The organism is Novosphingobium sp. FSW06-99 (genome assembly GCF_001519065.1).
Lineage (GTDB): Bacteria > Pseudomonadota > Alphaproteobacteria > Sphingomonadales > Sphingomonadaceae > Novosphingobium.
In genome coordinates this window covers 67782-82183 of the sequence record NZ_KQ954266.1, presented here as the reverse complement: position 1 = coordinate 82183, position 14402 = coordinate 67782, and the positions used below count along the sequence as shown (strand labels likewise).

Here is a 14402-nt window from a genome sequence, read left to right as displayed (position 1 = left end):
TGGCGCGATCCAGCATCTGGCGGGGATGAAGGATTCAAAGACCATCATCGCCATCAACAAGGACGAAGACGCCCCGATCTTCCAGGTCGCCGACCTGGGCCTGGTGGCCGACTTGTTCACCGCCGTGCCCGAACTGGTGAGCAAGCTGTAGCGTAATCCTCCCGGCAACGAGGAGGGGGACCACGCGCAGCGTGGTGGAGGGGCCTTGCCTTGGGCAGCGACCCCTCCAAAGTTCCACCAGGCCGCCAGCCCCCTCCACCACCCTTCGGGCGGTCCCCCTCCCCGTGCCGGGGAGGATCAGGGCTTTGGTGGGGTGAGCTTGCTTGAATGGAAAAAGGCCATTTTCCATGCGCCGTCCTGCCAGCGCAGGACGGCGGATTCCAGCCATTCCAGCGGTTTGGTGCCGTTGGCATCGGTGACCGTTCCGTGGTTGTCCCAATTGGCCCATGCCACATCGCAGGCGACGGTTTCCTGCGGGGCGTTCACGGTCCATGTCATCGTCAGATGATTGGCCTTCAGATAGTCGAGCAGTCCGCCGAATTCGGCTGCTGTATAGGGCCTGCCGCCATCGATGGCGTGAAAATCCTGGCCGAACGTGCTGTTCAGCGCAGCCTTGTCGCCAGCCATCGCCGCTGCATAGAACGCGCGTACCGTTTCGATCGGGCGCGGTGCCGTGGCGGGCGCGCAGGGCGCTGCCCAGGCACAGACAGGCATGGCCCAGATTGCGGCAACGGCGATCGCGGTGAATGGACGCAAAGACATGTCTTGACCCCTCCCAAAGGTCAGACCGAGGCTCGGCATTAAAGCGTCGCGAGTCAAGCGGGGCGCTGTGCTACCCTGCCGGGATCGGGAATGGAGCCATCTATGAAAGTCGGGATTGTCGGTGCGGGAATGGTCGGGTCGGCGGCGGGTTATGCGCTTGCGCTGCTGGGTACGGCGGCGGAAATCGTGTTTGTCGATGCGCGCCCCGATCTGGCGGTGGCACAGGCTGAAGATATCGCGCATGCGGTGCCGTTCGTTGGCGCGACGCGGGTCAGTGCAGGGGATTATGGCGCACTGGCGGGGTGCGGGGTGGTGATCCTGGCCGCCGGGGTGCCGCAAAAGCCCGGTGAAACCCGGCTCAGCCTGCTGTCGCGCAATGCCGATGTGTTTGCCGATGTGATTGCGCGTGTGCTCGCCGCCGCGCCCGACGCGCTGCTGGTGGTGGCGTCCAACCCGGTCGACGTCATGACCGGTATCGCGCGCAAGGCCTCGGGATTGGCGTCGGGGCGGGTGATCGGTTCGGGCACGGTGCTGGATACCGCGCGGTTTCGCACGTTGCTGGCCTCGCATCTGGGTATCGCGCCGCAATCGGTCCATGCGGCGGTGCTGGGCGAACATGGTGACAGCGAAGTGCTGGCCTGGTCGACCGCGCAAGTGGGCGGCGAGCCGCTGCTGTCGGCAGCGGCCAAACTGGGTGTCGGGCTTGACGAAAGCGTGCGCGCCGCCATCGACGACGGGGTACGCCGCGCCGCCTATCGCATCATCGCGGGCAAGGGCGCGACCTGGTACGGGATCGGCGCGGGGCTGGCGCGGATCGTCGAGGCGATCCGCGACGATCAGCGCGCGGTGCTCACCGTATCGGTGCTGACCCCCGTTGTAGCGGGAATTGCCGATGTCACGCTCAGCCTGCCCCGTGTGATCGGCGCGGCGGGCGTGATGGCGACTTTGCTGCCCGACCTCACGGACGACGAAACCGCCGCGCTGCGCCAATCGGCAGAACTGCTCAAGTCGGTCGCGGGCGACTTGTGGTGATGATCAGCGCATGAACGCGCGTGCGGGCAGCGCGCGCAGCGGGGCCTTGGGCGATTCGGCCAGTTTGCGGCGCCCTGCGTTGGCATAGGTTGATTGATCTGCGAGCAGATCGAACGCGGCGATTTCTCCGAGCGGCAGGCTGAGCAGAAAACCTTGTCCCATGCCGCAACCCATCGCAGTCAGCGCCGCCTGCTGGTCGGCGGTTTCGATGCCTTCGGCCACCACCGACAAATCGAGATTGCCCGCGAGTTCGAGAATGGTGCGGACGATCTTGCGGCTTTTGGGCTGATCGAGCGCGGCAACAAAGGCGCGGTCGATCTTGATCGTGTCGAACGGCAACGAATGGAGATAGGACAGCGAGGAATAGCCGGTGCCGAAATCATCGAGGCCGACGCGAATGCCGATCTCGCGACACTGTTCGAGCACGCGCCGGGTGCGCTCTGCATCGAGGATCGCCACGCCTTCGGTCACTTCCAGTTTCAGGCAATGCGACGGCACCCCGGTTTCCATGATGACCGCACGCAGATAGGGGACGAAATCGGGCTGCAGGAACTGTTGCGGCGCTATATTGACAGCAACCCACGGCAGACCGGCGCTTTGCAAGGGCTGCCGGGCCAGTTGTTCGTGCAACCGCGAGATTGCGCGGCACGCCTCGCGCAGCACCCAGTCGCCGATAAACACGATCAATCCGGTGGCCTCGGCAGTGGGAATGAAATCGCCCGGCGGGATCAGTCCGCGGGTGGGATGGTTCCACCGCACCAGCGCCTCGTACCCTTCGATCGTGCCCGCATCGAGGTCGAGAATGGCCTGATAGTGCAGGATGAACTGGTCTTCGCGGATCGCGTCGCGCAAGTCCCGTTCCAGCGCCATGCGATCGCGCACCACGGTGCCGAGCGAATTGGTGAACGTGACGGTCTTGCCGCGCCCGGCGGCCTTGGCCTCATACATGGCCAGATCGGCATCGCGCTGGATCTGGTCATAGTCTGCATAGCGCGCGTGGCTGCGGGCAATCCCGATCGAGGCACCGATGGCCACTTCGTCGCGGCCGACCGAAAACGGCAGCGCCAGTTCGGCCTGGATGGCGTCGGCGACGCGCTGGGGCAGACGTGGGTGCGAGATGTTTTCGATCAGGACCACGAATTCATCGCCGCCGGTGCGCGCCAGTGTGGCGCGGGTGCGTCCGCCGTCGCCCAGCATGACCGTTGATCGCCACACACTTTCGCCGCCAACGGTTTCATCGACGGCATCGCGCAGTCGCGCCGCCGTTGCGACCAGCAGGCAATCGCCCGCGTGATGGCCCAGCTTGTCATTGACCGCCTTGAACCCGTCGAGATCGATCACCATCACCGCCAGGCCCCGGCGTCGGGGTGAAAGGCGCGCAAAGGCGCTGGTGGCGCGTTCGCGCAGCAGCACCCGGTTGGGCAGCGTGGTCAGCGGATCGTGCAAGGCATCGCGCAACAGCGCTTCGCGCGATTGTTCGCGTTCTGCCACACGGCCCAGTTGTACCCCGATCTGGGCGATGGTTTCCACCACCAGTTCGCTCGATTCGATCGCCTTGCGGGAAAAGAATTCGTAAACTGCCACGACATCGTTGCCGGCCATGACCGGAAAAGCGCAGCCTGCGACGACGCGGCAGGCTATCGCGGTATCCCGACGGACGAAATTTTCATCAGTGCGCACATCGTTGATCCAGTGCGCGCGGGATTCGGCCAGCACGCGCCCGGGCAAGCCCTGGCCGCGTGCAAAGGTGATGTCGCGCGAAGCCTGAACAAATGGCATCAGATGGTCGGGGTTGGCGACATGCCAGCAATTGCAGGACACCGCCTCCTGCCGCGCGTTCACCAGATAGGCATTGCCGAAATCCCAGCCCATTTCCGCGCAGATTTCGCCCAGCGCATAGGACAGCGCCTCGGTCAGCGTGTCGGCCTTGTTGGCGCGCTCTGTAATGCGTTGTAGCAAGGCCAGAAAGCGCTTGCTTTCATAAAGCGCGCGCAGCCCGCTTTCGGCAATCGCCTCGGCGGCCTGACGCGCCTTGCGCTCGCGCTGCAACTGGCGCTGCAACTGGTCGATGCGCGCCGTGGGTGGTTGTTCGAGCGTGATCCGGCCGGCCTTCATGCCGGCCAGCGCACCGCAAGGCGACACAGCGGCTGGCCCTGCGACATGCAGGCCAGGTGGTCGATGGCAACCGTTTCGCCATAGTGGTCCGAAGCACCGAGCACGAACCCTTCGGCCAGTGCGCACAGACGACGGGGCGAATGATAGCCGATGATCAGCGCACCATCCTCGCGATCGCTGAAATGGAAATGCGGGCACCCCGCACCCGAATAGAGCTTGCGCACTTCGGGATGGATGATGGCGTTGACGCTGCCGACAAAACTGCGCGCATGGGTGTGAGAGGCAAACAGGTGGGCAAAACGGGTGGCCAGCAACGGCATTGCGCTGCGGCCAAACCAGCGCAGCACATCCGCCGGAGATTGCACCAGCACGGCGGCGGCGGTGTTGACCAGTGCCACCATATCGTCATCGGGATAGGACCCGAGCGAGGTATAGGCCCCGCCGACGCCCGCCGCATCGATCAGGTCCGGCCACGCGTCAGGTCCGTGCCGGGCCGTGACGACGTCTTCCAGCAGGTTGAAAACAATGCCCTTCATAGCGGCGCATGATCCGTTGACCCGGCAATCGGGCATGGTGTCCGCTATGCACGGATTAGCGTCGCGGCGGGCTTAATCGGGCAGCGCGGATCACTGCATAGCGGGCCATGGCCAAGGCTTAACCATGATCGGGCCGGTCGCCATGTGACCAAGGTTTTTGCTGTACGAACACCCCCTTTACTTTGGCGGCGACGCAGGCGAGGCAGGGCAGGGCCTGCAGCGGTGCGGGCCGGGCAGATGGAGACGGGCATGCAAAAGGCACCGGTGGCAGACAATCGGGATACCATGGCCAGTCTGGTCAGGGCGCTGTTTCGCGACAACCCGGTTCGCCGCAACCTGTTGATCTGGATCGGGCTCGCGCTGGCGATTGCCGGCGTGGCGGGGATCGTGATCACCGGCGCGCTGGCCTGGGGCCTGGCCCTGGTGGTGGCGGTGCCGTTGCTGCTGGTGGCAGTGATCGATCTGACCCAGACCGAACACAGCCTGCGGCGCAATTTTCCCGGCGCTGCACGGGCGCGGTGGTTTTTTGAAAGCCTGCGTCCGTTTTCGCGGTCCTATCTGGTCGAAGGCGATCTCGATGGCAGCCCGTTCAGCCATGAAGACCGCGATCTGGTCTATGCCCGCGCGCATGGCAGCGCCGATGCCCATCCGTTCGGCACCGAACTCGATGTCTATTCCAGCGAATATGAATGGCTGTCGCATTCGATGCTGCCCAACCCCGATGCCGACGTCGCGATGCGCGTGCTGGTCGGATCGAGCCAGTGCACGCGGCCCTATTCGGCATCGCGGCTCAATGTTTCGGCGATGAGCTTTGGCGCGCTGGGTGGCCGCGCGATCGAGGCGCTCAACCTGGGGGCCAAGCTGGCCGGGTGTTATCACGACACCGGCGAGGGGTCGATGTCGCCCTATCACCTGAAACACGGTGGCGATGTGGTGTGGCAGGTGGCCTCGGGCTATTTCGGTTGTCGCGACCGCACCGGGCATTTCGATCCGGCGATGTTTGCCGACCATGCCGCCAATCCGGCGGTCAAGATGATCGAGATCAAGCTGAGCCAGGGCGCCAAACCCGGCCATGGCGGGGTGTTGCCCGCCGCCAAAGTCACCCCCGAAATTGCCATGACGCGCGGGGTGCCGCTGGGCGAGGATTGCGTTTCGCCGCCGCGCCACAGCGCGTTCGGCACGCCGGTTGAACTGATGGAATTTGCCGCACGGCTGCGCGAACTGTCAGGGGGGAAACCGGTCGGGCTGAAACTGTGCGTGGGCATGCCGCACGAAGTCTTTGCGCTGGCCAAGGCGATGCTCAAGACCGGCGTGCGACTGGATTTCATCGTGATCGACGGGGGCGAGGGCGGCACCGGCGCCGCGCCGCAGGAACTGTCGGACCGGGTGGGCATGCCCTTGCGCGAAGGGCTGATGATTGCCCGCAACGCGCTGGTCGGCGCGGGGCTGAAAGGCGAAGTGCGGCTGGCCGCGAGCGGCAAAGTCACTTCGGGCGCAGGGTTGGCGATCAACGCCGCGCTGGGCGCCGACTGGAGCAATGCGGCGCGCGCGTTCATGTTCTCGATCGGGTGTATCCAGTCGCTCAAATGCCACACCGATCGCTGCCCCACCGGCATCGCCACGCAATCGCTGGCGCGCCAGCGCGGGCTGGTGGTGCCCGAAAAGGCCGAACGCGTGGCCCGCTTTCATGCCGCGACGATCAAGGCGCTGCATGAAATCATCGTCTCGACCGGGCTCGACAGTCCGTCGGATTTGCGCCCGTTCCACATGCGTCAGCGAGTCAACACCGCCGAAATGCGCGCGCTCGACGAAATCTATCCGTTTGTGCAGCCGGGCGAACTGATCGCGGGCACCGGCCATGCGAACCTGGCCCGCTGGTGGAACGCGGCCAGCCCGGATTCGTTCCGCCGCGTCGATGGCGACCGGCTCAGTCTGGTGTGACGCGCGGTGGGCGGGGTTCAGCCATCGCCCGCCACGCCCAGCACGGCCAGCGTCAGCACTTCGATGCCGGTGCGGATGGCGCTGGTGTGGTCGGGGGCGAACAGCGGCGAGTGGTTGACCGGCACCGGTTTGCCCTGCGCCGCGTAGCGGTCGAGCGTGTCCTTGGTATAGCCGCCGATCGCGAAATAGACCGAATGCACCATGCCCGCGTTGACGAATTCGGAATAGTCCTCGCTGGCGGTCCAGCCAGGGGCATTTTCGGGCACGAATTGCACGCGTGCATCACCCAGCGCGGCCTTGAGCAGGGTGGCGGTGCGGCTGGCCAGCGCAGGATCGTTGATCACCGGGCTGGCGGTGAAAGTATGGCGGATGTCGGGCGCAGGCGCGCGCGCCATGTCCGCCTCGGCACGCGCGGTGCGCTCTACGCCCGCGTTGATCACGCGGCGCACGTCGGGATCGTATGACCGCAAGGTCAGTTGCAGATCGGCGTGATCGGGAATGATGTTCGACACCGATCCGGCGTGGAACGATCCGACCGTTACGACACCGAATTTGAACGGGTCCTTTTCGCGCGCGATCACGCTTTGCACGTCGGTGACGAAGTGGGCGCCCTCGACAATCGGATCGATGCCCTTGTCGGGCATCGATCCATGCGCGCCCACTCCCTTGAACGTGATCAGGATGGTGTCGACCGCCGATGTCATCGGTCCCTGCTTGACAGTGACCGTTCCGGCCAGGCCAGGGCCGACATGCGCGGCAAAGCCATAATCGGGCCTGGGAAAGCGGGTGAACAGCCCGTCATCCAGCATGGCCTTGCCGCCCGACACCAGTTCCTCGGCCGGTTGCCCGACAAACACCAGCGTCCCGTGCCAGCGATCCTTCAGCGCCAGGAGTGCCTCGGCCGTGCCGATCCATGCCGCCATGTGATTGTCGTGCCCGCATGAATGCGCGACGAATGTCGGTCGCCCGTCCTCGCCACTGGCCTGGACGCGGCTGGCATAAGAAAGGCCGGTCTTTTCCTCCATCGGCAGGGCGTCAAGTTCTGTGCGTACCAGTACCACCGGCCCCGTGCCGTTGCGATAGACCGCCACGATCCCGGTCTTGCCGACATGTTCGGTCACCACAAAGCCCAGCTTGCGCATGCGTTCGGCCAGCAGCGCGGCGGTACGCTCTTCCTGAAAGCCCAGTTCGGGATGGCTGTGCAGATCGACATAGAGCGCATCGAGATCCGACCAGTTGCGATCGATCACCGCATCGATCGCCGATTGCGGCGTGGCGGCCTGCGCGGCGACCGGGAACAGCAGGGCAGCGGTGATGGCAAGCAGCGGGCGTGTGGACATGGGACGATCTTTCGCGGCCTGATGGTCGGGGACCCCAAGTCTAGGCGGCGTGGACAAGTTCCGCAACGCCACGGTTGCCCTGTAAAAGGCCCCGGCCCAAGTGCGACAAGGGGGAGCGAAGCCGCAGGTGGAGTGGGCCTCCATCAAGGCTGAGCGACGCCGCGGGGGCCTTTTACAGGGCAACCCCGAAGGGGCTGGACCCAAAGCCGCCATTGCAGCGTCGGCTCGGCTTAAAATATAGCCGATATTCCTTCACCGCGCCTCCTCGCACTGGCGGCTTTGGCCTCCAGCCGTGGCGTTGCGGAACTTGTCCACGCCGCCTAGGCGCTAGTGATCGGCCGTCAATCGGCAACGACCGGTCAGCGGTGTCGATCGACGCTTAGCCGGTGTGGCAGATTGATCACGATGATGATCCGGCGGGGCAGCGTCCGAGGGTCGGAATCTCATCCAATTTCGACGCAAAACCTGCCCTTTCGGGCCGCGATCCGGTCCGGTTTGCAATCGATACCATTATGCATCGCAGTGTGACTTTTTTGCATTGCGACAAAAATGGCCGAATTCTCAAGCGTAGGGCTAGAAAACCGGTCCCGCTCGATAAGTCCATACGTCATTCGCAGTATATTCGATCCTCCCCCCGCGTGCGTAGCCATGGTGAACGAGCTGCAAAACACATGCGGCCAAACGGGCTCCAACCGGGTCAAAGCACGAACGATGAGGGAAAACTGCATGAAGACACTTTTGTTCACGACGACGGCGCTGGCCATTGTCGCGCCGATGACGGCATTTGCCGCCGATGCACCGGCGCCTGCCGTCGAAGCCCCTGCCACCGCGCCCGACATCATCGTCACCGGCACCCGCACCACCGGCACACGGGCCGCCGACAGCGCCGCCCCGATCGAAATCGTCGGCGCGTCCACCATTGCCAATGTCGGCCAGCAGGATCTGACCCAAGTCCTCGCGCAATCGTTGCCTTCGCTCAATTTCAACGCATTTGGTGGCGACACGGCCAATCTTACCTTGTCGGCCGCGCTGCGCGGGATCAGCCCCAACGACACGCTGGTGCTGATCAACGGCAAACGGCGTCATACCACCGCCAACCTGGCGGTGCTGGGCGGCAGCCCTTATTCGGGCAGCGCCACCACCGATCTTTCGTTCGTGCCGGTCGGTGAAATTGCGCATATCGAAGTGCTGACCGACGGCGCAGCGGCGCAGTATGGTTCGGATGCCATCGCAGGTGTGATCAACATCATCACCAAAAATGCCGATCACGGCGGTACGATTTCGGCGACCGGCGGCAGCAATTACGAGCATGGCGGCGAAACCGCCGGGGTCAGCGCCAACTTTGGTTTCAAGTTGGGCGATCGCGGTTTTGTCAACGTGACCGGTGAATACAAGTTCCACAATTTCACCCAGCATGGCGATTGCGACCGTCGCTATTTCACCAGCACCTGCACGCCCACCGCCACGGGTGTGAACCTGGCCGGGTTGCAGATGAATTCCGACTATCCCAACGTGAACACCATCAACGGGGATGCGCGGTATTCGCTGTACAATTTCGCGTTCAATGCCGGGTACGATCTGACCGACGACATGCAGCTCTATGCGTTCGGCAGCTATGGCAACCGCTTTGCCAAATCCTACGAAAACTACCGCCCGGCCACCAAGGTGTCGGGCACGCCCGAAGGCAGCACCACCGTCAACTATCCGTTGCCCGCCGGTTTCCAGCCGCAGGAAAGTCTGCGCGAAGAAGACTTTTCGATGACCACCGGTCTCAAGGGCGATATGTCCAAGTGGCACTATGACCTGTCGCTGACGTATGGCCGTGACTCGGTCAGTCTGTCGACGCTCAATTCGGCCAACCCGGCGCTGTTTTCCGAACTTCAGGCTGCCACGCCAACGGTGTTGACCGATCTGCAGCGCAATTTCTATGACGGCCAGTTGGTCAACGCCGAATGGTCGGGCAATCTCGACATCACCCGCGAATTCGATGCGGGCCTGGCCAAGCCGATCACGCTGGCCTTTGGCGGTGAATGGCGCCGCGACAGCTATGCAATCGGACAGGGCGAATTTTCGTCCTATATCGATGGTGGCGCGCAATCCTATCCGGGCTTTGCGCCCACCGATGCCGGTTCGTACAGCCGCACCGGTTATGCCGGGTACGGCGATCTTGCGGTCGATCCGATTACCGGATTGCATATCGACGTTGCCGGTCGGTATGAACATTATTCCGATTTCGGCAGCGTCGGAACCGGCAAGTTCAACGCCCGGTACGATTTCTCGCCGGCGTTGGGTATTCGCGGCACGTTCTCCAACGGGTTCCGCGCGCCGACCCTGGCCGAAGAATACTACTCGTCGGTCAACGTCGGTCCGGGCACCACGTTCGGTCAGTTGCCGCCAAACTCTTCGGCCGCGCAATTGCTCGGTTTTCCCAAGCTGAAGCCTGAAAAGTCGACCAACCTGTCGTTTGGCTTTGTCGCGCACCCCGCGCCAAAGCTGCAGATCACCGTCGATGCCTATCAGATCAAGATCACCAACCGGATCGTTGCATCGGGCGCGCTGTTCGGCTCTGAAGGCAGTGTCGGCGGGGCCATCACGCCCGCCAACGTGGTTTCGCAGTCAATCCTGAATGCTTTGACGTCACGCGGGGTGTCGCTGGCCGATGCAACCAGCTATTCGGGCATCAACATCTTCAGCAACGGCGCCGATACCCGCACTCGCGGTGTTGAAGCCACTGCCAACTATGCCAGCGATTTCGACAGCGCCGGCAAAGTCGACTGGAGCCTTGGCTTCAACTACAACAAGACCGACCTGACCAACATCGTCGGTCTGCCAGCCTCGGTCTACAATGCCAGCGCGGGGCAGACTTCGCTGTTGACCCAGACTGCCATCGACGGGCTTACCACGGCTACGCCGCGCGTGAAGGTGATTGCCGACGCGCTGTGGACGCTCGGTTCGCTGTCGATCAACCTGCGCGAAACGCTCTATGGGACGACGAGCCAGCACCTCAGCCCCAGCGGTTCGGGTGAAGGCCCCAACTCTGAGCTGTTCAAGATTGGGGCGACCGCGATCACCGATATCGACATCGGCTTCAAGTTGACCCATTCGGTCCGCTTTGACGTCGGTGCGAACAACGTGTTCAACAAACAGGCCCCGACCCTGCCGCTGGCACCGGGGCTGAGCCGTCCGCTTAATGGCAACGTCTACAATGCACCGGCATCGTTCACGCCCTGGGGCATCAACGGCGGTTACTACTACGCCAAGGCCACTTTCTCTTTCTGAGAGTGACATGGCGCACGTCCGTCGGCCCCCGTGGGGCTGGCGGACGACCAATTCCGGGTCGGAATGCCATGGCATTCCGACCCGCCCTTTTCATGCGAAGCGGTCTTGCCTAAACCCCTTGCGATGCCAGACCCGATCGACACCGCCGCGACTGCACTTGCCACCAATCCTGCGCTGGCCGAACGCCAGGCGCGGGCCTTGTGCGCGCGGGCTCCCGGCGATCCGCGCCCGCGCCTGATCCTGGCATCCGCGCTGCGACGCCTCGGTCGGCCAGCCGAAGCCATGCCGATGTTGCGCGATCTGGCAAAAGCCTGGCCGCGCGCGGCGCGGACCCGCTATGAGCTTGGCGCTTGCCTTGCCGAACTGGGACAAGTCGCCGATGCCGTGGCGCAACTGGAAACGGCGGTCGGCATCGATCCGTCGTTGCGCGAGGCGTGGACCGCGCTGGAAGATATCGCGTTTGCGCTGGGCGACACGGCAAGGGAATCCCGCGCCAAGGCCGCCTTGGCGCGCCTGGAACAGGCCGATCCGGCGGTGGGACAGGCCGCCGAATGGATTGTGCTGGGCCAGCATGATCGTGCCGAGGCGGTGTTGCAGGGCATATGCCGGCAGCGCCCGAATGACCCGGATGCCGTGCGACTGCTGGCGTGTTGCTATATCGTGGCCAACGCGCTCGACGATGCCGAGGTCTTGCTGCGCCATGTTCTGTCGCTCCGGCCCGATTTCGCGCTGGCCCGATTTGATCTGGCGCGCACCTTGTTCTTGCGGCGCGAGGGTGAAGCGGCGTTGGTCGAGCTTGCACCCCTGATCGCCACCGCACCCGCAAATCCGGCCTATCGCAATCTGCAGGCTGGCTGCCTTGGCCTGGTCGGTGACGATCGCGGTGCCGAGGCGCTGCAATCCGGACTGGCAAAGCAGTTTCCCGACAATCCGAACGTGGCGATCAATCATGGCCATGCCTTGCGCACTGCGGGTATGCGCGACGCGGCGATTGCGGCCTATCGCCGGGCATTGGCCTTGCGCCCGCAAACGGGCGAGGCGTGGTGGAGCCTGGCCAACCTGAAAGTCGGGGCGCTGACCGGGGATGATGAAGCGGCGATGCGCGGCCTGCTGGCAGGGACATTGCCTGATGAGGACCGGTTGCATGTCGCCTATGCGCTGGGTCGGCGCGCCGAGGATGCCGGGGATGTGGCCACCGCCTTTGCCCACTATCAAGTGGGGGCCGGGCTGATGCGGCAGCGCCAGAGCGTAGCCTTGCCGGACTATGCCGCCGAACTCGAAATCAACAAAGCGCTGTTCACGCCGGAATTTTTTGCCGAACGAAGCGACTGGGGCAATTCCGATCCCGCCCCGATATTCATCGTCGGTCTGCCCCGGTCAGGCTCCACGCTGGTTGAACAGATCCTGGCAAGCCATGCCCAAATCGAGGGAACGATGGAATTGCCGTTCATTCCTGCGCTGGCCAGCCGGATCGAACGGGCCGGGGGCCTAGGCACGCTGGCCGATGTTTCGCCCGATACGGTTCGTGCATGGGGCGCGCACTATCTGGCGCAAACCGCCATTCACCGCAGGCTTGGCCGGGCACGTTTCATTGACAAGATGCCCAACAACTTTCGCCATATCGGGCTCATTCGTCTGATTTTGCCGCAGGCGCGGATCATCGATGCCCGGCGTTTTCCGATGGCATCGTGTTTTTCCTGTTTCAAGCAACTGTTCGCGCAAGGGCAGGATTTCACCTATGACCTGGGTGATCTGGCCCGATATTATCGCCATTACCTGGGCATGATGCGCCATTTTCATGCCGTGGCGCCGGCCGCGGTGCGCACCATGATCTATGAAGATCTGGTCGACGATACCGAAGGTCAGGTGCGGCAACTGCTTGACTGGCTGGATCTGCCGTTCGATCCGGCCACCTTGCGCTTTTTCGAAAACGACCGGGCGGTGCGCACGGTCAGTTCCGAACAAGTGCGTCAGCCGATCTATCGCAGCGGGCTGGACCAGTGGCGCGCGTTCGAGGCGCATCTGGTGCCGCTGGCCACGGGGCTGGGCGATGCGCTGGACGATTGGCGCGCCTGATCAGAGGTCGGCATAAGGCGCCAGCATCGCCTGCAACGGCAACTGCGCCTTCATGCGCACCGCCAGCAGTACGGTGCCGCTGATCTTGCGCTGTACGAACAGCGCTTCGGCGGGGGGAATATGCCAGTTGGCGCGGTCGGCGGCGATGGTGGGCACTTCGGCACGGATTTTTTCGACAAACGCGCGGTCGGCAAAATCGAACCGTTCGATCCGCTGCAACTGGTCGAGGATGACCGCGATGATCCGGTCGAGCACCGCGCCATGGTGTTCGAATTGCGCCTGCGAGATAAAGCCGACGCGGATCAGCGCGGCGCGCACCGCCGCGCTGTCGCCGCGCAAGCCCGCCGCCATCAACGCGGCATAGTCGCGCGTGACCGCCGGGTCCACCGCGCGCGCCGCACCGAAATCAAGCACCACAATCCGCCCGCTGGCATCCTGCCAGCGGTAATTGGCAAAGTTGGGATCGGTCTGCATGAAGCCGAATTCGAACAGTTCGCGCAGGACCAGCCCCAGCAGGGCCTCCATCACCTGGTTGCGCTGCACCTCGGGCGCGGTTTCCAGTGATTCAATCGGACGCGCGGCGATGTAATCCATTGCCAGCACGCTCGGCCCGGTCAGATCGAGCGCGGGGCGCGGCACGACAAAGCGCGGATCATCGGCCAGCAGATCGGCATAGCGCGTCATCTGTGCCGCCTCGCGCTGGTAATCGGCCTCTTCGTGCAATTGCCGCTTGGCCTCGGTCAGCAGCGGCGCAACATCGAGACTGGCGGGCAGCAGACCCGACAGTTTTAGCAGCGTGGCCACATTGTCGACATCGGCATCGATGCTGCGCGCAACGCCGGGATATTGCACTTTGATGGCCAGCACGCGGCCATCGGGCAATTCGGCGCGATGGACCTGGCCGATCGACGCGGCGGCCACCGGGCGCGCATCGAACCGGCGAAACCGCCGTCGCCATCCGGCGCCCCATGACGCGGCGAGCACTTTTTCGAGCTGTGCCGGGGGCATCACATGCGCTGAATCGCGCAGACGCGCCAGGATCACGGTCAATTCGGGGGGCAGCATGTCGCCCGCGTCGAGCGAGATCATCTGCCCCAGTTTCATCGCCGCGCCGCGCAATCGCGACAACTGGTCGGTGACGCGTGTGGCATTGGCCGGGGTCAGCAGCAGGTCAGACAGGTTGGGCCGTTCGCCATTGGCCAAGGCCCGTGCCCCCTGGGTCACCACGCTGCCCGCCACCCCGGCGGCGATCTGGCCAAACGCCCCCAGGCGGGCGAGCCGTCCGGACGGGACTTTGCGGGCATCGGCAGTCATCGCGGGT

Annotated in this window: 9 protein-coding genes and 1 pseudogene; 5 read left to right on the top strand and 5 right to left on the bottom strand. The window is 64.1% G+C overall.

Features of this window, described 5'->3' with window-relative positions; translation table 11 throughout:
* A pseudogene (locus AQZ49_RS22430) lies at positions 1-151 on the top strand (electron transfer flavoprotein subunit alpha/FixB family protein); the annotation flags it as partial.
* A gap of 146 nt (positions 152-297) precedes the next feature.
* Here AQZ49_RS22430 and AQZ49_RS20225 read toward each other — a convergent pair.
* A complete protein-coding gene (locus tag AQZ49_RS20225) occupies positions 298-762 on the bottom strand; it encodes a nuclear transport factor 2 family protein (protein WP_067620317.1) in 465 nt (154 codons plus the stop codon).
* A 102-nt stretch (positions 763-864) separates the two neighbouring features.
* Between AQZ49_RS20225 and AQZ49_RS20220 the strand changes: the two genes are divergently transcribed.
* On the top strand, positions 865-1794 hold the full coding sequence (locus tag AQZ49_RS20220) for an L-lactate dehydrogenase (RefSeq protein WP_067620314.1): 930 nt from the start codon (positions 865-867) through the stop codon (positions 1792-1794).
* 3 nt (positions 1795-1797) lie between these two features.
* On the opposite strand, the gene AQZ49_RS20215 is transcribed toward AQZ49_RS20220, so the two are convergent.
* Together AQZ49_RS20215 and AQZ49_RS20210 are read right to left on the bottom strand one after the other, a co-directional pair.
* Positions 1798-3909 (bottom strand): putative bifunctional diguanylate cyclase/phosphodiesterase, encoded by a 2112-nt coding sequence (locus tag AQZ49_RS20215; RefSeq protein ID WP_067620311.1) that lies wholly within the window; start codon positions 3907-3909, stop codon positions 1798-1800.
* Complete coding sequence (locus AQZ49_RS20210; RefSeq protein ID WP_067620308.1) at positions 3906-4445, bottom strand: heme NO-binding domain-containing protein; 540 nt, start codon at positions 4443-4445, stop codon at positions 3906-3908. The genes AQZ49_RS20215 and AQZ49_RS20210 overlap by 4 nt, the downstream gene beginning before the upstream one ends.
* A gap of 249 nt (positions 4446-4694) precedes the next feature.
* Here AQZ49_RS20210 and AQZ49_RS20205 point away from each other — a divergent pair, with 249 nt between their 5' ends.
* Positions 4695-6386, top strand: a complete 1692-nt coding sequence (locus AQZ49_RS20205) for an FMN-binding glutamate synthase family protein (protein ID WP_231739343.1) — start codon at positions 4695-4697, stop codon at positions 6384-6386.
* Between the two features lie 17 nt (positions 6387-6403).
* Here the strand turns inward: AQZ49_RS20205 and AQZ49_RS20200 are convergent, their stop codons facing one another.
* On the bottom strand, positions 6404-7726 hold the full coding sequence (locus tag AQZ49_RS20200; protein WP_067620302.1) for an amidohydrolase: 1323 nt from the start codon (positions 7724-7726) through the stop codon (positions 6404-6406).
* Positions 7727-8452: 726 nt separating this feature from the next.
* Here AQZ49_RS20200 and AQZ49_RS20195 point away from each other — a divergent pair.
* Positions 8453-11005, top strand: a complete 2553-nt coding sequence (locus AQZ49_RS20195) for a TonB-dependent receptor plug domain-containing protein (RefSeq protein WP_067620299.1) — start codon at positions 8453-8455, stop codon at positions 11003-11005.
* A 123-nt stretch (positions 11006-11128) separates the two neighbouring features.
* Positions 11129-13081 (top strand): tetratricopeptide repeat-containing sulfotransferase family protein, encoded by a 1953-nt coding sequence (locus tag AQZ49_RS20190; RefSeq protein ID WP_067620296.1) that lies wholly within the window; start codon positions 11129-11131, stop codon positions 13079-13081.
* Here the strand turns inward: AQZ49_RS20190 and AQZ49_RS20185 are convergent, their stop codons facing one another.
* Positions 13082-14395, bottom strand: a complete 1314-nt coding sequence (locus AQZ49_RS20185; protein WP_067620293.1) for an ABC1 kinase family protein — start codon at positions 14393-14395, stop codon at positions 13082-13084.
* Positions 14396-14402 lie beyond the last annotated feature (7 nt).